This is a genomic window from Paenarthrobacter sp. TE4293, assembly GCF_050435325.1.
Taxonomy (GTDB): Bacteria; Actinomycetota; Actinomycetes; order Actinomycetales; family Micrococcaceae; genus Arthrobacter; species Arthrobacter nitroguajacolicus_C.
In genome coordinates, this window is sequence record NZ_JBNJRY010000013.1 from 80,776 (window position 1) to 103,710 (window position 22,935).

Genomic DNA, 22,935 nt, shown 5'->3' on the forward strand with positions numbered 1-22,935 from the left:
AGAGCCTGCATGAACCTTTGTTAATGTGAGGTGTATGACCGAGCCAACCCTGCACGCCCCTGCTGTCGTCGAACCGGCTCCGGCCCGGCCACCCCGCCGTTCCGGGGAAGCCCTCTGGTGCGCCCTTCCTGCGGCCGCCGGTGTCGTCCTTGGCCTGCTCTGGTGGCTGCTCGCTCCCGGTGGGCTCAACCTTGTTTCGGGCAACCCGGAGCTCGCGGACGCAGCCAACCCTGCATCCTGGCTCCCACGGGATTTGGTCCTCGCGGGGTTGGTTCTCCTCGCGGGGTGTTTTACGGGGGTCATGCTGGACGGAAAACTGCAGGGTTCCGGCGTGGGTCGCCGCCTGGCGTTCGCGCTCGTGGGCGGCGTTCTGGGCGGGATCGTTGCGTGGTTGGCTGGCCTGCTTGCTGCGCAGCTGTGGGGCCCGGCCCCGGACCCTGCCCTCGGCCCCGGGTTTGGCTTCACGCTTCGCTCCTACGCGGTGCTGGTGCTGTGGCCGGCTGCGACGGCGTTTATCACGTTCGTCCTGGCGCTGTTCGGGGTTCTGTCGAAGAAGCCCGTAAAATAGCCGGGTGACCACTTCTTCGGATACCTCCGCCCGCGCTGCCGCCTCCCTCGATTTTCGGAGCATTGATTTCCGGGGCCGCCATCTTTCCCTGGCTGAGCTGCGTGCCGCGGTGCCCAGGGCACGCCATCAGACGATGGCCGACGCCGAGCAGAAGGTCCATGACATTATTTCCGCCGTTCGTGGCCGCGGATTCGCGGCCCTTTCCGAGTTGGCAAAAGCCTTCGACGGCGTCGACCAGGTCCACCCGCGGGTTCCGGCAGAGGCCCTCACCCAGGCCTTGGCCGGGCTGGACCCCGATGTCCGTGCTGCCCTGGAGGAATCGATCAGCCGGGCACGGCAGTTTGCTGACCAACAGCGGCCGGCCAACGTGGACGTTGCACTGGCCGACGGTGCTGTGGTCAGCCAGAACTGGATTCCGGTCGGACGCGTTGGGCTTTATGTGCCCGGCGGACTCGCTCCCTTGGCCTCGTCGGTGATCATGAACGTGGTCCCGGCAGTTGCTGCCGGGGTTGAGTCCATCGCGCTGGCTTCCCCTCCGCAGAAGGACTTTGGCGGACTGCCGCATCCCACCATCCTGGCGGCCGCCAAGCTCCTCGGCATTGACGAGGTCTATGCCATCGGCGGCGCGCAGGCGATCGTTTCCTTTGCCTATGGCATCCCGGGAACCGGGGACGAGTTGCCCATCGAGCCCGTGGATGTGGTGACAGGCCCTGGCAACATTTTCGTTGCCACGGCCAAGCGGCTCGTCAAGGGCGTGGTGGGCATTGACTCCGAAGCCGGCACTACCGAGATCGCCATCCTTGCCGACGCAACCGCTCAAGCCCCGCTGGTGGCTGCGGATCTCATCAGCCAGGCGGAGCATGATCCCAAAGCAGCCTCCGTCCTGGTGACGGACTCCGCTGACCTGGCGGACGCCGTCGTGCTTGAACTGGCACGGCAGGCGGCGGCCACCAAGCACAGCGCCCGGGTTCTTGAGGCACTGTCCGGACCGCAGTCCGGCGTGGTGCTGGTGGATGATCTTGAACAGGGCATCGCGGTCTGCAACGCCTATGCTGCAGAGCACCTGGAAATCATGACGGCGGACGCCGCCGCCGTTGCATCGCGGATCCGCAATGCCGGTGCGATCTTTGTGGGTGACTACAGCCCGGTCAGCCTCGGCGATTACTGTGCGGGGTCCAACCACGTCCTTCCCACCAGCGGGACGGCCGCCTTCTCGTCAGGTTTGAATGTCACCACCTTCCTCCGTGCCGTGCAGGTCATCAACTACACCCGGTCAGCACTGGAGCAGGTCAGCGGCCACATCGTGAGCTTGTCGGGCGCCGAAGACCTCCCGGGGCACGGCGATGCGGTCCGGATCCGCTTCTCATAGTCGGGCCAACCACTACATATAAGGGTGCCCACCACTACATGTAGTAATTACACGCTTGTCATTACGGTGTGAACAACCGTAAACTGGTGCCGGAAGTGAAACTTCCGGCACCATCTGCGTCTCCGGCAACCGGCCGGGCACGGTTCCGTGCCGGAGCAGTCAGGGGAGGCCCAGCGTGTATTGTCCGTTCTGCCGGAATCCCGACTCCCGCGTCGTCGACAGCCGCATGGCCGACGACGGCTCCTCCATCCGCCGCCGCCGTCAGTGCCCCGAATGTGGCCGCCGGTTCACCACGGTGGAGACTACCAGCCTGTCGGTCATCAAACGGTCCGGCGTCGGTGAGCCCTTCAGCCGCATCAAGGTCATCAGCGGCGTCCGGAAAGCCTGCCAAGGTAGGCCTGTCACCGAGGATGACCTCGCCATGCTCGCCCAGGAAGTTGAAGAGAACATCCGGTCCTCCGGCGCGGCGGAAATTGATGCGCACGAGGTCGGCCTGGCCATCCTGGGTCCCCTGCGGAAGCTGGACGAGGTGGCGTACCTGCGCTTTGCCAGCGTTTACCAGGCTTTCGAGTCCCTGGAAGACTTCGAATCGGCCATCTCGCTGCTTCGCCACGAGCATGAAGAGCATGCGAAAGCCGGCGCCAAAGAAGCCAAGGACTCAGAGAAGAGCCAACTCTAGCTCCGGTGGCGGTGCGGAGGGGAAGCCGCACCGCCACCGGCACCGAAGCAAGAGCTTTTGTCCGGGTCAGCGTCCTCCGGAAACAGGAAGCACCGCGCCGGTGATGTACCCGGCCTCGGCTGACATCAGCCACATGACAGCCGCTGCCACCTCGTCAGGCTCAGCGCCACGCCCCATCGGAATAGTGGGGTTCAATCGTTCCACCCGGTCCGGCACGCCTGCGGCTGCGTGCAGTCCGGTGTTGGTGCTGCCCGGGGCCACAGCGTTGACCCTGATGCCTTGTTTGGCCACTTCGGCCGCCAAACCCACCGTCAGGACGTCCACGGCGCCTTTGGTGGCGGCATAATGGACCCACGTTCCGGGGGAGCCGGCCTTCGTGGCGGTGGACGAGATGTTGACGATCGAGCCACCGCCGCCTCCATTGTCCGTGGAGAGCCTGCGGGCCGCTTCCTGGCACAGGAAAATCATCCCGGACACGTTGACGTCAACAACACGTTGCACGGTTTCCGCCGGCACATCCACCAGGGCGCCAATCAGGTTGCCCGTGATGGCCGCATTATTGACGACGGCGGACAGTGGGCCGAGGCCTTCGGCTTCGTCGAACAAACGCACGACGTCGGCAGGGCGGCTGACGTCCGCCTGGACGGCCAGTGCCCTGCCGCCCAGGCCGATGATTTCCTCGACAACAGTTTTGGCGCCTGCACTGTCCTCGGAGTAGTTGACCACGACGCCGTATCCAGCGCGCGCTGCGGCGACGGCTACGGCTGCGCCGATACCGCGGCTTGCCCCTGTGATGATCGCCGTTCGGCCGTCGCTGACCGCCCCCTCAGCCATCTCCGGCCTACTTGGCGAGCTTGTGGTGCAGGGCAACCTCAAGCGCGGCGCCAACGATGCCGGCGTCGTTCTTCAACTTGGCGGTGACGATCTTGGTCCTCAGCTCAAGGTGCGGGAAGTACTCGTCGGACCGCTTGGAGATGCCGCCACCCACAATGAAGAGTTCGGGCGAGAACAGGAACTCAACGTGCTGGAGGTAGCGGTTGAGCAGGACACCGTACTCGTCCCAGCTCAGGCCATCGCGTTCGCGTGCCACGGCAGAGGCTTTGGTTTCGGCGTCGTGTCCGTCTACTTCAAGGTGGCCGAGTTCGGCGTTGGGGACCAACTGCCCGTTGAAGATGAAAGCAGAACCAATGCCGGTCCCCAACGTGATCACCAGAACCGTGCCGTCGACTCCTTCACCGGCACCGTACCGGGCCTCCGCGAGGCCGGCTGCATCGGCGTCGTTGATGACCTCGACGGGACGCCCGAGCCGCTTGGTAAACGTCGCATCGATGTCAGTGCCGAGCCAGGTTTTGTCCACATTGGCCGCCGAGTTGACCACACCGTGCTGGATGATTCCAGGGAAGGTCACTCCCACCGGAGAGTCAGCCGCCGGGGCATCGGGACGGCTGGACAGTTCCTCGACAATTTGGGCGACTACCTCGGCCACAGCCTCCGGAGTTGCGGGCTGCGGGGTGGGAACGCGGAAGCGGTCACCGATCAGCTTGCCCTTCTTCAGGTCGACGATGCCGCCCTTGATGCCGGTGCCGCCGATATCGATACCGATCAGCGGTGCGTTCTTGTGGGTCTTCTCATCCTTCTTGGACAATGCAATTCCGATCATGGCAGGAGGGGATGGGCATGGCGCAGCCGCCCGGGCTGCATGGACCTTCCGACGAACTCAGGGGAGGGTCAGGATTTCCGCGCCGGTCTCAGTGACCAGCAGGGTGTGTTCGAACTGGGCCGTGCGCTTGTGGTCCTTGGTGACAACTGTCCAGTCGTCGGCCCACATCTCCCATTCGATGGTGCCGAGAGTCAGCATGGGTTCGATGGTGAAAACCATGCCTGCCTCGATCACGGTGTTGTACGCCGGGGCTGCGTCGTAATGCGGAATGATGAGGCCTGTGTGGAAGGCTTCACCCACGCCGTGGCCAGTGAAGTCCCGCACCACGCCGTAACCGAAGCGTTTGGCGTAGGACTGGATGGCGCGGCCGATTACGTTGATTTCGCGGCCGGGAGCCACGGCCTTGATGGCCCGGTTGAGCGACTCCTGCGTGCGCTCAACCAGCAGACGGGATTCTTCATCCACGTCGCCAACCAGGAAAGTGTAGTTGGTGTCCCCATGGACGCCATCGACGAAAGCGGTGATGTCGATGTTCAGGATATCCCCGTCCTGGACCACGGTGGAGTCGGGGATGCCGTGGCAGATGACCTCGTTGAGCGAGGAACACAGGGACTTGGGAAAGCCCCGGTAGCCGAGGGTGGAAGGGTAGGCATGGTGGTCCAGCAGAAACTCGTGGCCGACCTTGTCCAGGTAGTCCGTGGTGACACCGGGCTGGAGATGCTTGCCGACCTCGACGATGGCCTGGGCGGCGATTTTGCCGGCGACGCGGATCTTCTCGATGGTCTCGGCCGACTTCACTTCGGAGCCTGTGAACTTGGCCGGCGCTTTCTTGCCGACGTACTCGGGCCGCGGTATGGAAGCCGGGACAGGCCGTTCGGGGCTGACGGTTCCCGGGGTGAGGGCGCCGATGGGTGCAGTCGAAGCAAGAGAAGGCATAGATTGATCATATAAGGCGCACAAGAGACGTAAGTAACAAAGTGTGGCTGGGTTCCTGTGACCCCGCCAACGTTACGCGTCCAGCCGCCCGAGGACTGAGGAGGAGATGTGACGGAGTACTGGTACAACGTCAAGACGCACGAGATCGAAGAGGACGCCATGTCCGATTGGACCCAGCTGATTGGCCCCTATAAAACCAGGGAAGAAGCCGAGCACGCCCTGGAAAAGGTCAAGGCCCGGAACGACGCCTGGGACGCCCAGGACGACGACTAGAAGGAATGTTCGGGTCCGGGGAACTGCCCGGACCTGACGTCCTCACCGAAGGCAGCTGCCGCATCACTCAGGGTGGAGCGCAGATCAGCATATTGCTTGACGAACCTGGCCATCTTGCCTCCACGCAATCCGGCCATGTCCTGCCACACGAGGACCTGGCCCGTCGTGCTGCTGCCGGCGCCAATACCCACCGTCGGCACCCGCAGTGCGGCGTCCACGGCAGCGGCCGTCCCAGCCGGAACCATTTCCATGAGCACGCAGAAGGCGCCGGCATCCTGCAAGGCGACGGCGTCGTCCACGAGGCGCTGAGCGTCGTCTCCGCGGCCCTGGACCCGGTATCCCCCAAGGGCGTGTTCACTCTGCGGGGTGAAGCCGATGTGGGCCATGACCGGGATGCCGGCCTGAACCATGGCCTTGACGGTGTCCGCGTAGTAAGCGCTGCCCTCGATCTTGACGGCGTGCGCCAGCCCTTCCTTGAGGAACCGGACGCCCGTAGCCACTGCCTGGCCCGGCGAAACTTCGTAGCTGCCGAAGGGAAGATCCGCCACGATCATCGCCCGTTTGGCCGCCCGGCTTACTGCCCGAGTCAGGGGGAGGAGCTCGTCGACAGTGACGGGAAGGCTTGTCTCATTGCCGAACACGTTGTTGGATGCCGAGTCCCCGACCAGGAGCACTTCGATTCCGGCCTGGTCAAAGATCTCCGCAGTGTATTGCTCATAGGCGGTGAGCATGGCGAAGCGGCCGCCGTTGTCCTTGGCCTGCTGGAGGTGGTGGATCCTGACTTTGCTGATCGGCTTCGCGTTGGCTGCAACGGGCGCCGTGGCAGCCGATGCCGGGCCGTTCCCATAAGGTGCGGGAACTTCGTCGGGCGTGGTGGACTCAGGGAGGTTGCTCGGGGCCATGGGTAGAGCCTAAGCGGTGCCGACGACGCCTGCCACCAGTGTGTGCGGCGTCACTGAATGTAAACGCTGTGTTACGCGCATGTACTGCTGCGGCATTAGCACCGAACTCTTAGTAGAGTGAAGGCTGAGTTGTCGTGGCTTCACACCGGTGGAACCAGCGGCATGGACACTGAATCGGAAAAGAGGCCCTATGGACCGCCAGCAAGAGTTCGTTCTGCGGACGATCGAAGAGCGTGACGTGCGCTTCGTACGCTTGTGGTTCACCGACGTCGTGGGTTCCCTCAAATCGGTGGCGCTGGCGCCCGCAGAGGTTGAAGGCGCTTTTGAAGAGGGCCTTGGTTTCGACGGTTCAGCAATCGAGGGACTTGCCCGCGTCTTTGAGTCGGACATGCTCGCCCAGCCGGACCCCTCAACGTTCCAGATCCTGCCGTGGCGCGGTGAGACGGAGCAGACATCGCGGATGTTCTGCGATGTCCTGACGCCCGATGGTGAGCCCTCCGCTGCCGACCCCCGCAACGTCCTCAAGCGGACCCTGGCCAAGGCTGCGGACATGGGGTTCACCTGCTACACCCACCCGGAGATCGAGTTCTACCTGCTGAAGTCCAAGGACCTGGGCCCCGATGGTTCGCCGGTTCCGGTGGATGAAGGAGGGTACTTCGACCACGTTCCGGGCGGCGTCGCCCAGGACTTCCGCCGTACGGCCGTCACCATGCTCGAATCCGTGGGGATCTCCGTTGAGTTCAGCCACCATGAAGGCGGCCCGGGGCAGAACGAGATCGACCTCCGTTACGCGGATGCCTTGCAGACCGCGGACAACATCATGACGTTCCGCACGGTCATCAAGGAAGTCGCCCTCCAGCAGGGCACCTACGCCACCTTCATGCCCAAGCCGTTCACCGACCACCCGGGCTCAGGCATGCACACCCACTTCTCGTTGTTCGAGGGTGACACCAATGCGTTCTTCGAAGCAGGAGCTGAATTCCAGCTGTCCAAGACGGCACGCCAGTTCATCGCGGGCATCCTGAAGCACGCTCCGGAATTCACGGCCGTCACCAACCAGTTCGTCAACTCCTACAAGCGCCTCTGGGGCGGCGGGGAGGCCCCGAGCTACCTGAGCTGGGGCCACAACAACCGCTCCGCTTTGGTCCGGGTTCCGCTGTACAAGCCCGGCAAGGGCCAGTCGGCGCGCATCGAGTACCGGGGCATCGACTCCGCCACCAACCCGTACTTGGCTTACGCGGTCTTGCTGGGCGCCGGGTTGAAGGGCATTGAGGAAGGCTACGAACTTCCCGCTGCGGCCGAAGACGATGTCTGGTCGCTGACCACCGCGGAGCGCAAGGCCATGGGACACGCCCCGCTGCCGGCCAGCCTGCACGACGCCATCCGCGCCATGGAGGAATCCGAACTGGTGGCCGAGATCCTGGGCGAGCAGGTCTTCGAGCACTTCCTGCGCAACAAGCGCGCGGAATGGCAGGACTACCGCCTCCAGGTCACTCCGTATGAGTTGCAGCGCAACCTCGGCATTCTCTAGGCCCGGCCATGAGCCTTGCACGTCGGCTCATCTCGGCCGGATTCAGTGATCTCGAAAAGGCCGAACGTTTCCTTGCTGCTCCTGAACTCGACGGGATTGACCAGGACGCACTTTTCGCCGGGCTTTCCATGTCGGCGAGCCCGGATACGGCCCTCCAATCGCTGGTCAGGCTTCTGGAGAAGAATCCCGGACTGAAGAAGCCGGCTGCTGCCGAGCAGGACATCAGCGAACCAATGTACCGCCTGTTGGGCGCTTCCGAGGCACTGGGGGAGTTCCTCATGCGGCGGCCGGAGAACCTGGATGTCTTCGATGTCCGCGTCAGCCCGGAACCCCTCCAGGCCTCCAGCGAAGAGCTCCGCGCCATGCTGCTTCGTTCCGTGAAAGCCGAGCCCGGTGCCCAGCGTCCGGTCGCCGGTATCACAGGCATGCCGGCCTACGCGGCCCTTCGCAGCGCCTACCGTCGGGGGCTGACGGAACTGGCCATCAAGGACCTTTGTGCTGCTTCGCCCCAGGACTTCATGCCGGCCGTTGGTGCCGAACTCGCGGACCTTGCAGGAGCAGCCATTGAGGCTGCCCTCGCTGTCTCCCGGGCCGAAGCGGCTGGACAGTACCACACTGGGGAGGTCGCCGACGTCGGGCTGGCCGTTATCGGCATGGGCAAATGCGGCGCCCGCGAACTGAACTACATTTCCGATGTCGATGTCATCTACGTCATCGAGGCCGGGGAACTGGAAGATGCCCGTGCATCCACCATCGGGACGGCGCTTGCCTCCGGTATTTCCAGGGCGATTTCCTCTTCCGCGCCCGAGCCCGGGCTGTGGGAAGTCGATGCCAACCTCCGTCCGGAAGGAAAATCGGGACCCCTGGTCCGCACCCTGCCCTCCCACCTCAGCTACTACGCGCGCTGGGCCGAAAGCTGGGAGTTCCAAGCGCTCCTGAAGGCCCGGACCATCGCCGGCGACCGCGACCTTGGCCAGCGTTATGAGAAGGCGGTTGAGCCTTTGGTGTGGGCTTCTGCCGGACGCGAGGGATTCGTCGAGTCGGTGCAGGCGATGCGCCGCAGAGTAACCGATTACATTCCTGCTGCCGAGGAGCAGCGCCAGATCAAGTTGGGCCGCGGAGGCCTGCGTGACGTCGAATTCACGGTGCAGTTACTGCAGCTCGTGCACGGCAAGTCTGATGAGTCGCTTCGTTGCAGGGACACCACATCCGCCATCGCAGCTTTGTCGGCCGGCGGGTACATCGGCCGCGCTGACGCAGCCGCCTTCGACAACGCTTACCGTTACCTGCGCCTGTTGGAGCACCGGATCCAGTTGTTCCAACTGCGGCGGACCCACCTCATGCCAGTGACCGAGGACGCCCAACGATTCCTTGCCAAGGCCGTTCTCGGGCCCTTTTCGTTGGAGCGACCCCATCCGGACCAGCTGATGGCGACCTGGCAGAAGACGAAGAAGTCCGTGCGTGAATTGCACGAGCGGATCTTCTACAGGCCGCTCCTCAATACTGCCGCGAAGCTGAGCAGCGAGGACGCGAAACTCAGCCCTGAAGCAGCGCAAGGCCGACTCGCCGCCCTTGGTTACTCGGATCCCCAGGGTGCCATGCGGCATATCGAAGCGTTGACGGCGGGCGTCAGCCGGCGCGCGGCGCTGCAGCGCCAGCTGCTTCCCATTCTGTTGGGCTGGCTCGCCGAAGGCGTGGACCCCGACGCCGGTCTGCTCGCCTTCCGGCGGGTCAGCGAGGCCCTGGGAACCACGCACTGGTACTTGGGTTTGCTCCGCGACTCCCAAGCGGCCGCGGAACGCTTGTGCCAGGTGCTGGCCAATTCCCGATTGATATCGGATCTCTTGGAAGTGTCTCCGGAGTCTGTGGCCTGGCTGGGGAGTGACAAGGATCTGGTGCCCATCCCGTTCGAGGCACAGTGGCAGGAGATCCAGTCGAAGCTTTCCCGCCACCCGGATCCCGAAAGTGCCATGAGGCTCATACGCCTGATCCGGCGTCGGGAGATCCTGCGTACGGCGATTGCGGACAGTGCCGGTTTGTTGGACCAGGACGCCGTGGGTCTTGCCCTCGCCGAGACCGACCGGGCGGCTGTCCTGGGGGCGTTGCATGTGGCCGAAGCCGCCGTTGCCGCCGACGGTCCGCTGAAAACCGATGTCCTGGTGGTTGCCATGGGCCGGCAGGGAGGACGGGAAATCGGCTACGGCTCGGACGCGGACGTCATCTACGTGCACCGGGCCCGGCCCGGTTTCTCCGACGCAGAGGCCCAGGAGCAGGCGACGGCGATAGTCGCCAAGGTTTCGAGCTTCCTGACCCAGCCCCTCAAGCCGGCGATCATGGCCGAACGCGTATTGATGGTGGACGCCGACCTGCGCCCTGAGGGCAAGAACGGGGCGATGGTCCGGTCCTTGGAGTCATACGCCGAGTATTACCGACGGTGGTCCCTGATCTGGGAAGCCCAGGCACTGCTGCGTGCACGCCCCATGGCCGGTTCGGATGACTTGGCCGCCGACTTCGTCAAACTTATTGATCCCATCCGCTATCCGCAGGAGCTGGCGGAGCAGGACGTGCGGGAGGTTCGCCGCATCAAGGCCCGCGTGGAGTCCGAACGCTTGCCGCGTGGCGCTGATCCGGCGCGTCACGTCAAGCTTGGCCGCGGCGGCCTGAGCGATGTCGAGTGGCTGGTCCAGCTGATCCAGCTGCAGCACGCCGGCGAGTTTCCCGAGCTTCGGACCACTTCGACTCTCGATGCCCTCGCCGCCGCTGAGAAGCTGGACTTCATCGACCACGAGGACGCGACGCTCCTGAGGGACGCGTGGCGCCTCGCCAGCCGTATCCGCTCCGCGAACGTGATCGTGACAGGACGGGCGTCAGACCTCTTGCCGTCATCGCGGAAAGACCTTGAAGCTGCGGCGCGGTGGTGCGGCTATGCCCCCGGACATGCGGGCCAGTTCGAAGAGGACTACTTACGGCTTAGTCGCAGGGCCAGGGGAGTGTTCGAGAAGATCTTCTACGGCAACTAATCTCTGGAGAGCGTCTCAGTGGCCTTCTCCCGTGCGTGCCGCAACATCGCAACCACCGGGGCTCCGGGTATCAGCTTGCCGTCATCCACGTAGCCCTCTTCGCGGTCCCGCAGTGTTTCCACCATCCGTGCGCGCCAGCGGTGCAGTGTTCCCTGGCTCGCCGGATCGTCGGTGAGGTTGAAACGCTCCTGGGGATCGGCGTCGAGATTGAACAGTTCCTCGGTTCCTTCTCCGGAGCCCCAAATGTATTTGTGGTGTCCGTCGGTCGCCCAGTGGAGGTTCTGTCCCCAGTACACGTGTTCGCCGTGCAGGATGTCGCGGACGGCCTCGGTGCTCTTGCCGCGCACCACGGGCGCCAGGGACTTGCCATCGACAGACTCCGGGATCGGCAACCCGGCCAGGTCCAGCAGGGTCGGCATGATGTCCCGCAGTTCCACTACGTGGTCCACCACGGTTCCACGTGCTGCGTCCTTGGTTGCTGGTGCATCGGCGATGATGAAGGGCACGCGGGAGGAGCCCTCGTAAGGCACCGCCTTACGGAACATATGATGGTCGCCCATCATCTCACCGTGGTCGCTGGTGAAGGCGATCACCGTGTCGCTGTCAAGGCCAAAATCCGCCAGTGACTCCTTGATCCGGTTGATCTGCAAGTCGATCTGCGCCATCAGGCCGTAGTACCCGGCCCGTGCCCGATGGACCACATGGTCCGGCATCCTCCCGTAGCTGGCCTGGTAGTCACCGTCGCTGCGGTGATCGTCCCAGTGGTGTTCCCAATTGCCTTCCACGGCTTCATAGGCGGGAATGCCGAGATACTGTTCAAAAGCCCACGACGGCGGATCGTACGGTGGGTGCGGACGGTGGAAGGACAGGTAAAGGAAGAATGGCTTGACGGGGTCGCGCCGGTGCATCCACTCAATCGCTTGAGTGCCGATCCAGTGCGTGGGGTGCAGATTCTCCGCTTTGTCCCACGGTCGGGCGACGATCGAGTTGCAGCTCACGCCATGATCGAAATACTCGGCATCGGGCCCCATTCCGGGTTGCCTTCGGAGCCACGGAACGTAGTCATCAAATTTGGGGAAGTTCTGCCCGTGTTCGCGCCGTGCGTGGTGGAGGTAGCCGTCGTGGAGGATCACGTCGTCGAAGCCGAGCCGTGATCGCTCGGGCCACACGTGCATCTTTCCGATGGCTTGTGTGTGGTATCCGCCTTTTCTGAACTCGTCCTGTATCGTCACCGGGTGGACTGCGTGGAAGGGAACACCATCGTTGTACCCCACCCTGCCGTGCCGTTCCTGCGACTGTCCCGTAAAGAGGGCTGCCCGGGCAGGGACACAGGATGGAGTAGCAGAATAGGCCTTGGAGAACCGGACACCGTTGCGGGCCAGTTCATCGAGGTGGGGTGTTTCCACGTAAGGGTGGCCGTCCGAGGACAGGCAGTCGCCCCTCCATTCATCGACGCAGATCAAAATGACGTTCGGCTGGCCCATCGTGGAGGTTCCTTCGAGGTAGGGAACAATTGCTATAACCCTAGTAGGAGGACCGTGGGCAATGCTCGAAAATGACTCATATGAAGGCTTTTCGATCGAGAGTGGTCAAGAAGACGTGGGTGACATGTGGCTGATACCGCTAAAACTCCTCGACGACGATTCGCGTGCCATACACCTTGATGCTGTGGCGGGGCTGTCCATCAAAGAGGGGCAACGCGGGTTTGTCGGAGACCCGCTGCGCATGATGCTGATCGGCCTTGAGGAAGATTCCCGGCTGCCATATGTTATTGAGTCCGGCGGAAAGGCTGTTGGCGTGCTCACCCTCCAGTCCGGTGCTGCGCGCCTGGCAGGATGGGCCGACGACGATTCCGCATGGCTGCTGAGGGGGTTCCTCATTGATGCGCGAAGCCAAGGGCGTGGTCTCGGATCAAGGGCGGCGTGCGCGGCCGTGCAGGAAGCGCGCAAGCTGACGGCTCGCCTGGGTGGCGGCCAGGCCGGCGTCGTGCTATCCGTCAATGAACGCAATCCGGCGGGGCAGGCCGCCTACCGCAAGGCTGGGTTCGTCGATGCTGGCCGGTACCTTGGCGGCAGTTCCGGTCCTCAGCGAATCATGCACAAGGCTCTCGGGTGACCTGGCGTCAACCACGGTTGACGGCTTCCAAGGACGTCAACTATGGTTGACAATATGGAGGTGGACCGGATGAAAACACTGGTGGGATCGATGGATGGAATGGGCCCGGCCGAGGCGCTCCACGCAGTGGCCGAACTTCAGAAGGAAGTAGGCCGGCGGGAAGCTTCGCTGGTGCGGGCAGCCCGGCAGTCAGGATTGTCGTGGGAGGCCATAGCTCTCTGCCTGGGCGTCAGCAAGCAGGCGGTCCACAAGAAGTACGGCAAGCAGTAGCAGGGCGTCCGCGGCGCAGGGCGCTTGGGTCTGTTCCTTGGTGGCTGGGTGTTCTAGGATTCTCCCGTGACAATCATGGTGGATTCGGACGGGGCCGCTTTTTCAAACGCGTGCTGTTTCCGCTGTGAGCAGGCGGGTCCGCACTGGGCCTCCCGTCACGGCCGCGCCGGCACGTTTGCCTGCCGCCGGTGCTTTGCCACCTTCCCGGACTGTGAACCTGGCGGGGGAGTCCAGGGCGTCGCTTCAGCTTCCGTCGACGGGACGCGGGTCCTCGAAACCAAGTAGTCTGGACGCGCGTCGGCCTAAAAAACGAGTACACGCTACTCGTGCCCCGGCCACGGCGCGGGGAGCAGCATGGTCCGTATGACAACGTATGTGATTGAACCAGCGGCCCTGATCCATCGCTGCCAGTGCTGCGGAGAAGAAACCGACCGGGTGTTCTGCGCTGACTGTGCGGCACCGGAAGAAGTCGGCCAAGCGCCGAGGACCGGGCACTAAGCCTTCCCAGCCCTCGGGGCCGCGGCACTGTTGCGCCCCATGGCGCTGTGGGCTGCGCCGACGCTAAGTAACCTTATAGACTTCTTTCTGTCACTGTTCTCAAGACAGAGGGAAAGTCCATGGAATACAACGGAAGTTCGACCGAGAAAGCTATCTTGGCGGGGGAGTTGGACCGGCGCCATGTGGGTCAGTCCATCAGCTTTCAGCCCAATGACTTCACTGTGGTCTTTGGAACCATCGCGGGCATCGCCCGGACGGAAGCGCTCGTCTATTTGTCCCTGAACGGAGTTGGGGGCGGAACCCACCTGAAGGACGAATACGACCTTACCGTCGATCACAAGGTCTATCTCCAGTTGGACCCGCTCGGCAGCGCGGAAAAGGGGCTCTCGGAAGCGGCCGGTTTCGTCAAGGAAAAACTGGACGAAATCGCCAGGAACATCCGCGAACGCGATCAGGACAAGACGGAGTAGATCCCGCGCATACAAAAGGCCGGCCCGGGGCATAAAACTCCGGGCCGGCCGTTTCTGTGTCTTGCGGAATGCCTGCGGACCAGGCCCGCCCCTGCGGCATGGTCTGCTTAGACGCATTAGTAGGGCTCGAACTAAACAATGACGTTTGTCTGGTGTGCTGCTCCGCGATGGTCTCCGTACGGATACGGATGTCCTTCGCAGGGTTGGAATCGGCCCAGACCTTCTCGCTGCCCATGCTCATTGCGCACGGACTCGATGTGAAAGTGGTCCAAAAAAATCTTAGGCACTCGTCAGCCAAGACGGCGCAGGACACGTACGGGCACAAGTGGCCCGACAACGAGGAAACAGCACGGGCCGCGGTGGCGGGCGTCCTTGCAGACCGACTCAAATCGCGGACTGAACAGCAAGCATAGAAGACAAAAAGGCCGGCCCCGAGGTGATGAAACCTGGGGCCGGCCTTTTCTGTGTCTTGATTCTTGCGGACTGTCTGCGGACTGTGCCCGCGTCTGCCGCATGTTCTAGCTAGACGCCGTAGTAGAGCTCGAACTCGTACGGGTTCGGGCGCAGTGAGAGCGGGCGGATCTCATTTTCGTACTTGTAGTCGATCCACGTATCGATGAGGTCCTGGGTGAAGACGCCGCCGGCCTGCAGGAACTCGTTGTCCTCCCGGAGGGCCTCGAGGGCTTCTTCCAGGGAGCCCGGTGCCTTGGGGATGTCCTTGGCTTCTTCGGCAGGGAGCTCGTAGAGGTCCTTGTCGATCGGAGCCGGGGGTTCGATGCGGTTGCGGATACCGTCGATGCCGGCCATCAGCTGGGCAGCGAACGCCAGGTACGGGTTGGAGGAGGGGTCCGGAGCGCGGAACTCAATGCGCTTGGCCTTCGGGTTGGTGCCCGTGATCGGGATACGGATACCGGCGGAGCGGTTGCCCTGCGAGTAGACCATGTTCACGGGGGCTTCGAAGCCCTTGACCAGGCGGCGGTAGGAGTTCACCGTCGGGTTGGTGAAGGCCAGGACTGCGGAGGAGTGCTTCAGCAGACCACCGATGTACCAGCGCGCGGTGTCGGAGAGACCTGCGTAGCCCTTCTCGTCGTAGAACAGCGGGTCGCCGTTGCTCCACAGTGATTGGTGGCAGTGCATGCCCGAGCCGTTGTCACCAAAGACAGGCTTCGGCATGAACGTGACTGACTTGCCCCAGGCGTCGGCGGTGTTCTTGATGACGTACTTGAACTTCTGCAGGTCATCGGCAGCCGCGGTCAGCGTAGTGAACTTGTAGTTGATCTCGGCCTGGCCGGCAGAGCCAACTTCGTGGTGGGAGCGCTCAACCTCGAGGCCGGCCTTGTCCAGCTCGACGCACATGGCATCGCGAAGGTCAGCCTGCTTGTCGGTCGGGGAAACCGGGAAGTAACCGCCCTTGACGGGGGTCTTGTAACCGAGGTTGCCGCCCTCTTCCTTGCGGCCCGTGTTCCAGTGTGCTTCTTCGGAGTCGATCTTGTAGAAGCTGCCCTGCGGGGAGGACTCGTACTGGATGTTGTCGAAGACGAAGAACTCAGCTTCGGGAGCGAAGAACGCGGTGTCGGCGATGCCGGTGGAGGCCAGATAAGCTTCGGCCTTCTCTGCTACGCCGCGCGGGTCACGGTGGTAGGGGTCACCGGTCCGGGGGTTCACGATGGAGAAGTTCAGTGCAAGAGTCTTCTCGATGCGGAAGGTGTCGATGAAAGCCGAGGTCACATCCGGGATGAGCTGCATGTCGGACTCAGCGATGCCCTGGAAGCCGCGGATGGAAGAACCATCGAAAAGCTGACCATTGACGAAGAAGTCGAGGTCAACGCTCTTGGCCGGCACATTGAAGTGCTGCTGGACACCAGGAAGGTCGGTGAAGCGGATATCGACGAATTTGACGTCTTCGTCTTTGATGAACTTGAGGACTTCGTCCGCAGTCTTGAACATCTATGCTCCTTATGCATATCAAGTAACAGGCCCGGAAGGCCGCGTGGTGCAGCCCATACCAAAGCTCCGGAGACACAAAGCATCCCCTTGCAGTGGTGGCTGGCAACTCATACCACCATAGGGAGATGGGATTTCCCGGGGGTGTCAGTATTGTTTCCGGCAGGTTACAGAATCATCTGTCGTGTAAACGGTAGTCGGCTTTGCGGTGTCAGGTCCACGCGGGTCCGCTGGGCGAACAACGCACTGCCGGAGAGCTTGCTTACAGGTGCCGCAGCTGGAGCGAGTCGGACGCCATGCTGGCCAACCGCTAGGCTTGAGGTGTGGTTGATCGAAAAGACATAGGCTCCTGGTTGAGCGGTCCGGACACCTCCGGAATCTCCAAGTATCCCGGTGAGAGACTTGGGTTGCCTGAGTCTGGCCCCGGCTCCATTGCGCGCGCCGGGCGCCGCATCCTGGGGATCGTGGTGGACTGGACGATTGCGTTGGTTATCAGCAACTTTGCCTTCGGTGGAAACCAGTGGGCCACCCTGGCGATTTTCGCCGTTGAACAGATTCTCCTGATCGGCACGCTGGGCTACAGCATCGGACACCGGATTGCCGGAATCCATGTGGTCCGCTTGGGCGGTGGTCCGGCTGGTCCCGTCGCCGCAGTGGTACGGACGCTTCTCCTATGCCTGGTCATCCCGGCAGTCGTCTTCGATCCCGATCAGCGTGGCCTGCATGACAAGGCCATGAACACCATCCTCATCCGGATGTAAGAACAGCTTTACAGCAACTAAAAAACCGCTGCTCCCCGTCCGGGGAGCAGCGGTTTTTTGTTGTCATAAAGAACTCAGCGTCCGCGTGCGGCCTTGCGGTCCGGGCGGGCTTTGTAAGGGTCAATGCCCTTGGGGATCGGCAGACGGTTCCCCAAGGAGTTGATGCGCTTGCTGACAGCGTTGACTTCAATTTTGGTGAGCTCATTTTTGAGCTTGCCCATGGTCTTGGCCAGCTTGTTCAGCGGCACCTGTCCCTCACCGCGGCCGGATTCGAGGACGTGGATGGTGACGTTCGGGAGAATTCGGGCCAGGCGCTTGCGCTCGGCATCTACAAGGGGCTTGACGCGGTGTGTGGGGCCTTCGCTGACCAATACGACACCGGGGCGGCCAATGGCCATGAATACTGCATCCTGCGTGCGCGGATTAACGGCCACCGGCTGGTCCTGGGTGACCCAACCGCGGCGAAGGGTGCCCAAGGCAGCGCCTGAGGCGCCCGGCTGGTTCTCAATCTGGGCAAAAGCTGCCTTCTCCGCCCGGCGGGACAGGATGAACACTGCCGCCAGGAGACCGAGCGGAATACCAATGATCAGGCCTGTGACCCAGTTCTCCAAGAGGAAGCCAATAAGGAAGGCAACAGCCACCACAGCAAGGAAGGCCAGCACCATGATCCACACGACCTGCGGATCATTCCGCCGGGTCATCTTGAAGACTTCAGCGATCTGCTTCAGTTGGCTAGGCTTTTTGGCCTTGGCTTCCTTGGGCTTGCGCTGGAACAGCCCACGCTTGGGTGCGTCGGCCGACGGGGTCGATTTGGAATCAGGGGAGTTCGCCATAGTGCGTTAATTCTACGTGATGTACGCCCAGACGCCGGACGCATCGGGCAACGGCGCCGGCGTGCAGATGATCGATTTTCGATTTCCCCGTCATGTTTCGGTCCGGAGCGGCACTTCATTGAGGTGACTCCCAGAGCCGGAGTGACTCACTGCTGCGCTACCCCACGTTCGACCCCCCCATAGGAACCAAATGCCCGATTTGCCGCCACTGCTCACTATCGTCCTTGAGGAAACCGGACAACTTGACCGCGAGTCAGCCATGTATCGGCGCCTTCTGTCTGCACGCCTGCGCCTTGAATCGCAGTTCGCCATCCTGCACGTTGCTGAGCCATTGACGCCGGACGTGATCGCCGGGCTTTGCCGACACATCGCGAGCAAATATGTCATCTTCATGCGGACTTCCCATCAGCTGTCGGCAAACTACGTCGCCACGCTCTTCGAATACCTCAAGTCACGGACCGTCTATCTTGCAGAGCCGGTGATTTACACGGGACCCATCCCCAAGAACGTGGCGGGAACCAAGCTGGATGACGCGTACCATTACGCCCGGGACACCGATGTTTTTGGCAGTGCCTTCAACACCAGGAGGTTGTCCGACGCGCTGGAAGCACTTGGCGATGTGGATCGTTCGGCCATCTACACCAGCTACCGGATGTACTGGTCAATAGCGAAGGTCAGGCCGCTGGCCACCGGTTTCTCTACGGCATCAGACACCAAGGCCGCGATCGGGCTCAGGATTTCCGTGGAAACCAAGCGGCTGATGCCCGTCATGCCTGTGCAGTCGAAGGAAATCAGGCTTCAGGTTTTGCGCTACGTGGCGCTGTTCCTCCGGGGAAGCAGGGGGCAGAAGGCATCGTCCATCACTTTGAACCATCTCCGGGACTTGATCCGCGGTTTCGAGCTGATGGATCTCTTGGGCATGGTGGAAGCGTTGCAGCCCTTCGAGGCTGCATGGATCCGCTGGCTGGATGATCCGGCGGCAGACAAGCAGTTCTACAAACAATTAAACGACAAAGATGCCTACTTGGTTTTCCGCCAAAACCAGACGGCGAAGCGCAGCAACCACGAGTTGCCGCTGTATGAGTTGCTGTTCGGTGAGGACAACCTGACGATCACAAAGTGCTACCTGGCGCGCAACCTCCGGTCCGGCCACGCCAGGCCCGGCAGTTACAACTTTTACAACCGGCCGATCCGTCCTTCCTCGACCATCCTGTTCTTCGACCGCCCCCATCAAGCGGACGACAATGCCGAGCACCTCTACGAGTACTTCACGTCGAAACATCCCGAATACAGCAACACCTACTTCGCAATCAACCCCAAATCGCCCGACTGGGAGCGACTGGAAGCGAAGGGCTTCAACCTGATCTCCATCTTCACCAAAGACTTCTACGAGAAATTTCTGGTATCCGACCTCGTGGTGTCTTCCCAGATCTACACGATCCGGTACAGGGGCAAGTCATTCGCGAACTCCCGGTTCGTCTACCTCCAGCACGGGATCCAACTCAATGACATGTCCGATTGGGTGCTCTCCAAATACTTCGATGTCTTTGTTGTGACGGGAAAGATCGAAGCGGACTACATGAGCAAACTGGCTCCCGTGGAGACCCTCAATTGTGGTTTGCCCCGCTATGAGGCCCTGGCCCGCGACCCCCACGGACAACAGCATCTTCTTTTCATGCCCACATGGCGCTTCAACCTGCATCAGTCATCGACTGAACATTTCGCCCAGTCGAGCTACTACCAGGCCATCGACCGGTTGCTCTCGGACGCCCGGCTCGTGAAGTTCCTTGAGGACACAGACAGGATCATGCACGTAAAGCTTCACCCCAACGTGGAAAAGCGCTCCGGCCAGTTCAGGTTTTCCGAACGCGTGGTGAAATCAGACCTGAGCTATCGGGAAGCCATACGCTCAGCCGAATTGGTCCTCACGGATTACAGTTCTGCCGCACTTGATGCCGCCTTCATTGGCACCCCTATTGCCTACTACCACTGGGACGCAGCCGACTTCTTCAGGGATCAGCCCTACGAAAGCCGGTTGGACTACGTCGCCGACGGATTGGGTCCGGTGTTCACTGAGCACTCCGCGCTGGTCAGCCACATTGTCCAGAAGGACTTCGCCGTCAAGGACCCCACCTATGTCCGGCGTCGCGAGCGGTTCTTCGAAGGCGTGGATCCGGCACGCATTAACCAAAAGATCGTGGAAAGGATGTTGAGTCTGTGACGACGCTGATTCGTGGCTTAAAACGACGCATCACCAAAGCAGGCCGCGCGGCGGCATACTCGCCCGCGGGATCGGAGCTCGCCAGGGCGGTGCTGGCATCCGACGCCGATTCACCCGTGCGGCGCATCATCAAAGCCAAGGGCTGGGACGGGAAGATCCGCCGCTTGGCCTCCGACAACCTCCCACAGGGGATCTACTTTGCAAAACTCACCCTTCGAAATTGGGAGTTGTGCAAAGGGCAGCAGTTCCGACTCTTCCAGGATGGGAAAGTGGTCTACGGCAATATGGTCGAGCCGCCCGCGCGGGGCTACCCCCTTGAGTACCGAAACATTATGGTCAGCTCGGACGATGCCTCCCGTTTCACTGTAGACATTGATGTTCCTTTTGAGGTGAAGATAGGCCGGGGAGCTTTCACTACTCCGCAGCAGCTCAAATACGATGAGCAATACGGCGTGGAGCAGCACGGAGACGTCTTTTACTCCTTGCGCGGCAACACGGCCAGCCCGAAGAAGATGCTTGTCACGTTCCCTGGGTTTGGCCCATCAACCACCCGGATCTCCTACGCGGTGAGTTACCTCAAGGACCTCACGGAGAGGGACCTGCAGGACACCTTGATGGTGTGCTTTCAGGACCGCTACCTGGTGGCCGGTTCCTACATGATGGTGGATAACGCGGGGAGGCCGCTGGAGAGCCGCGTTGGGGGAGCGATTGAAGGCTTGCGGAGACGGTTCCACATCGATCCGTCGAACATGTTGTTCTTCGGCGCCTCCAAGGGCGGGTCCATCGCCATCCAGTACGCCAAGGACTATCCCCGCGCGGCTTTGCTGCTTGCAGTGCCGCAAATGAACCTGCCGTACTACTTCAACAAGCCGTTTTTCAAAGACAACCTTTTGCAGAACCGCAGCCTGCGCGATATCGAACAGCCGGAGGACCGCCTCCGCGGATACTTCGCGGAAGGACGCAAAATAGACTACTTCTATACGAATTCAGATGAGCTCAGCAATCACTCGCTGATTGAGCTGGCGGCCGACGTACCCAACCTGTCCAAATACCGCATCAACGGTGAACACTCGGAGGTTGCCCGTACCGCATTGCCGGCCATGCTGGGCGTCATCCGCAGATTCCTCAACGGCCCGGTCGATGAAGTATTCGGTTGCGAAGAGATGCGCACCTTCCGCCATGGGGAGACGCTTCAGGTGCAAGTGCGCATCGATCCGACAGGGTCCGGAATTACTGGAGCGAACTGGTTCATTGGGGGGCGTTCAGGGCGGACACAGTTCCTGCAGCTCATGACGGAGCACTCCTACAACTTCGTCAAATATACGGCCATCGAGCAGAGCCTCCTTCCTGCCTATGACCCCATCGATCAGCTCACACAGTTGATGGCCATAAAACCGGATGGCACCACGTGGACTGCTACCTTGCCGGAGCCCGTCAAACCGGGATCGCGGATAGCACAGAAGACGTTGAGCTCCCAGGCGCTCGCTCTCCATGCCGAAACAGTCCGGGACTACACAGTGCTCGACGGCGATGTCTTCGCCCGCTTCCGCTACCGCTGCCTCCCCATGGGCCAGGAGGGCGACACGATGGAAGTCCACTTCGTTTCCGACGCCGAATCAGACCCGACAGATATCACCGACAGGGGTGCCCGAACGGCCTACAGGGCAGTTATCCAGCCCCTTGATGGCTGGTCACTGGCAAACCTTGCCGCCGTGAGATTCGTCGTCGCAGCCGCCGTCCGGCGCTTGCACATAATTGTCCACGCCGACGCCCCCGACGGTGCGGCCGATGTCCTGTCAGCCATCGAGTGGGAGGACACCAGCATTATGGTGGGCGACTCCGGGGAGGCCTTGGCCGGTGTCGGACAAGAGCGATAGCAGCAGTAAGTACCCAGCCCCAAAGAACCAGGTCATTCGCTCTTACGCGGATGTTCCCGGGATTCGGAACAACGTCGTGCATCTCAAAGACACGCCCGGTTCCGAATTCACCTCCTCTACTGTGGAATTCGCAGGAACAGGAAATGTCCTCTTCGTCGAGGACGGAACGAGGCTGCGCAACACCAGGCTCCGTTTCCTGGGAAACGATGCTGTCATCCATCTGCGGAAATCGCAGGGATTCCTGCGACTGGTGGCCACGGTCTTTGAAGAGTCTGTTTTCTATCTGGGACCCGGAGCAACGTTCACGGCCGAAGCGCGGGTGCTTCCCACCGAGCGCAAACACGTCATTGTGGGCCGGGATGCCATGTTCTCCTCCCGGGTTGCCTTCAGAACCGCGGACCCCCACTTGATCTACTCAGTGGAGAACCGCCAGCGGATCAACCCCAGCGAATCCATCTGGGTCGGGGACCACGTGTGGTTGGGCGAGGACACGCTGCTGCTCAAGGGCGCAAGAGTGGGCTCGGGCAGCGTTCTTGCCGCTCGTGCCTTGGTTACCAAGAGCGTCCCATCGAACGCGACGGCGGCGGGAGTGCCGGCGAGGATCGTCAGCAACGGGATCTTCTGGACGCGGCCCTCGGTGCATGGCTACACAGGCGCGCAGACGCAAGCGAGCCTGGTCCATTCGGGCGACGAGTTCATCTTCACCTCCGACGAACAGGTTGCGGACATCCAGGCACTGGAACGCGGACTGGACGCTGCCACATCCGGCATTGGACGGGCTGCATGGTGCTTCCAGCTGGATCAGATGGACGGCAGGAACCGGTTCTTTATCGGGTGAAGCAACTCAGCCGCGCCGCCTGATGAGGCGACGCGGCTGAGGACTGGGTTGCTGGGCTGTGGGGTGCTTGGGTGTTTAGCCGTGGGCGGCGAGGATGGTGGAGGCTTCCTGGCGGGTGGTGCCCGAGGACTCGATGTGGGCCAGGGCGGCCGGGATTTCCCAGCCCTTCT

At 62.1% G+C, this 22,935-nt stretch carries 21 protein-coding genes; 14 read left to right on the forward strand and 7 right to left on the reverse strand.

Annotated elements, in window-relative coordinates:
• The first annotated feature begins 34 nt into the window (after positions 1 to 34).
• The 3 genes from QF015_RS21080 (at position 35) to nrdR (ending at position 2,616) form a co-directional block, all read left to right on the forward strand.
• A complete protein-coding gene (locus tag QF015_RS21080; protein WP_310209916.1) occupies positions 35 to 568 on the forward strand; it encodes a hypothetical protein in 534 nt (177 codons plus the stop codon).
• A gap of 4 nt (positions 569 to 572) precedes the next feature.
• Entirely contained in the window at positions 573 to 1,937 is a 1,365-nt protein-coding gene (gene hisD, locus QF015_RS21085; protein WP_310209913.1) for a histidinol dehydrogenase, read from the forward strand.
• A gap of 175 nt (positions 1,938 to 2,112) precedes the next feature.
• Positions 2,113 to 2,616 carry a transcriptional regulator NrdR gene (nrdR, locus tag QF015_RS21090; RefSeq protein ID WP_310209911.1) on the forward strand — a complete coding sequence of 168 codons (504 nt, stop codon included), beginning with the start codon at positions 2,113 to 2,115 and terminating at the stop codon, positions 2,614 to 2,616.
• Between the two features lie 66 nt (positions 2,617 to 2,682).
• On the opposite strand, the gene QF015_RS21095 is transcribed toward nrdR, so the two are convergent.
• The 3 genes from QF015_RS21095 to map all read right to left on the reverse strand — a co-directional run bounded on the left by QF015_RS21095 (position 2,683) and on the right by map (position 5,212).
• Complete coding sequence (locus QF015_RS21095; RefSeq protein ID WP_429390644.1) at positions 2,683 to 3,450, reverse strand: SDR family oxidoreductase; 768 nt, start codon at positions 3,448 to 3,450, stop codon at positions 2,683 to 2,685.
• A gap of 7 nt (positions 3,451 to 3,457) precedes the next feature.
• Entirely contained in the window at positions 3,458 to 4,261 is an 804-nt protein-coding gene (ppgK, locus tag QF015_RS21100; RefSeq protein WP_310210107.1) for a polyphosphate--glucose phosphotransferase, read from the reverse strand.
• A gap of 72 nt (positions 4,262 to 4,333) precedes the next feature.
• Entirely contained in the window at positions 4,334 to 5,212 is an 879-nt protein-coding gene (gene map, locus QF015_RS21105; protein ID WP_429390645.1) for a type I methionyl aminopeptidase, read from the reverse strand.
• Between the two features lie 108 nt (positions 5,213 to 5,320).
• On the opposite strand from map, the gene QF015_RS21110 reads away from it, so the two are divergent.
• Complete coding sequence (locus QF015_RS21110; RefSeq protein WP_011774435.1) at positions 5,321 to 5,485, forward strand: SPOR domain-containing protein; 165 nt, start codon at positions 5,321 to 5,323, stop codon at positions 5,483 to 5,485.
• Here QF015_RS21110 and panB read toward each other — a convergent pair.
• Positions 5,482 to 6,387, reverse strand: coding sequence for a 3-methyl-2-oxobutanoate hydroxymethyltransferase (gene panB, locus QF015_RS21115; RefSeq protein ID WP_310209905.1), 906 nt, complete (start codon positions 6,385 to 6,387; stop codon positions 5,482 to 5,484). The two genes, QF015_RS21110 and panB, sit on opposite strands and share 4 nt — an antisense overlap.
• A gap of 190 nt (positions 6,388 to 6,577) precedes the next feature.
• Between panB and glnA (QF015_RS21120) the strand changes: the two genes are divergently transcribed.
• Both glnA (QF015_RS21120) and QF015_RS21125 read left to right on the forward strand, forming a co-directional pair.
• Positions 6,578 to 7,918: a type I glutamate--ammonia ligase gene (gene glnA / locus QF015_RS21120; protein WP_310209902.1), complete on the forward strand. Its 1,341-nt coding sequence runs from the start codon at positions 6,578 to 6,580 to the stop codon at positions 7,916 to 7,918.
• Between the two features lie 8 nt (positions 7,919 to 7,926).
• The gene (locus tag QF015_RS21125; RefSeq protein ID WP_429390646.1) at positions 7,927 to 10,938 is read left to right on the forward strand and encodes a bifunctional [glutamine synthetase] adenylyltransferase/[glutamine synthetase]-adenylyl-L-tyrosine phosphorylase; all 3,012 of its coding nucleotides are present in this window, start codon (positions 7,927 to 7,929) and stop codon (positions 10,936 to 10,938) included.
• Here QF015_RS21125 and QF015_RS21130 read toward each other — a convergent pair.
• On the reverse strand, positions 10,935 to 12,422 hold the full coding sequence (locus tag QF015_RS21130) for an arylsulfatase (RefSeq protein WP_429390647.1): 1,488 nt from the start codon (positions 12,420 to 12,422) through the stop codon (positions 10,935 to 10,937). The genes QF015_RS21125 and QF015_RS21130 overlap by 4 nt on opposite strands.
• Before the next feature lie 61 nt (positions 12,423 to 12,483).
• On the opposite strand from QF015_RS21130, the gene QF015_RS21135 reads away from it, so the two are divergent.
• The 4 genes from QF015_RS21135 (at position 12,484) to QF015_RS21150 (ending at position 14,704) form a co-directional block, all read left to right on the forward strand.
• Complete coding sequence (locus QF015_RS21135) at positions 12,484 to 13,053, forward strand: GNAT family N-acetyltransferase (protein WP_429390648.1); 570 nt, start codon at positions 12,484 to 12,486, stop codon at positions 13,051 to 13,053.
• A 54-nt stretch (positions 13,054 to 13,107) separates the two neighbouring features.
• Complete coding sequence (locus QF015_RS21140) at positions 13,108 to 13,323, forward strand: AsnC family protein (protein ID WP_310210105.1); 216 nt, start codon at positions 13,108 to 13,110, stop codon at positions 13,321 to 13,323.
• A gap of 617 nt (positions 13,324 to 13,940) precedes the next feature.
• A complete protein-coding gene (locus QF015_RS21145) occupies positions 13,941 to 14,291 on the forward strand; it encodes a hypothetical protein (protein ID WP_310209888.1) in 351 nt (116 codons plus the stop codon).
• Between the two features lie 188 nt (positions 14,292 to 14,479).
• A complete protein-coding gene (locus QF015_RS21150; protein ID WP_429390649.1) occupies positions 14,480 to 14,704 on the forward strand; it encodes a hypothetical protein in 225 nt (74 codons plus the stop codon).
• A 109-nt stretch (positions 14,705 to 14,813) separates the two neighbouring features.
• On the opposite strand, the gene glnA (QF015_RS21155) is transcribed toward QF015_RS21150, so the two are convergent.
• A complete protein-coding gene (gene glnA / locus QF015_RS21155; protein ID WP_090825712.1) occupies positions 14,814 to 16,238 on the reverse strand; it encodes a type I glutamate--ammonia ligase in 1,425 nt (474 codons plus the stop codon).
• A 320-nt stretch (positions 16,239 to 16,558) separates the two neighbouring features.
• Between glnA (QF015_RS21155) and QF015_RS21160 the strand changes: the two genes are divergently transcribed.
• Entirely contained in the window at positions 16,559 to 16,996 is a 438-nt protein-coding gene (locus QF015_RS21160; RefSeq protein WP_310209883.1) for an RDD family protein, read from the forward strand.
• A 74-nt stretch (positions 16,997 to 17,070) separates the two neighbouring features.
• On the opposite strand, the gene QF015_RS21165 is transcribed toward QF015_RS21160, so the two are convergent.
• Entirely contained in the window at positions 17,071 to 17,829 is a 759-nt protein-coding gene (locus QF015_RS21165; RefSeq protein ID WP_310209881.1) for a DUF4191 domain-containing protein, read from the reverse strand.
• 190 nt (positions 17,830 to 18,019) lie between these two features.
• Between QF015_RS21165 and QF015_RS21170 the strand changes: the two genes are divergently transcribed.
• From QF015_RS21170 to QF015_RS21180, 3 genes are all read left to right on the forward strand, one after another.
• Complete coding sequence (locus QF015_RS21170) at positions 18,020 to 20,050, forward strand: CDP-glycerol glycerophosphotransferase family protein (RefSeq protein ID WP_429390650.1); 2,031 nt, start codon at positions 18,020 to 18,022, stop codon at positions 20,048 to 20,050.
• Positions 20,047 to 21,927: a hypothetical protein gene (locus tag QF015_RS21175; RefSeq protein WP_429390651.1), complete on the forward strand. Its 1,881-nt coding sequence runs from the start codon at positions 20,047 to 20,049 to the stop codon at positions 21,925 to 21,927. Before QF015_RS21170 ends, QF015_RS21175 begins: the two co-directional genes overlap by 4 nt.
• Before the next feature lie 76 nt (positions 21,928 to 22,003).
• A complete protein-coding gene (locus QF015_RS21180; RefSeq protein WP_310209870.1) occupies positions 22,004 to 22,765 on the forward strand; it encodes an acyltransferase in 762 nt (253 codons plus the stop codon).
• The last annotated feature ends 170 nt before the right edge of the window (positions 22,766 to 22,935 follow it).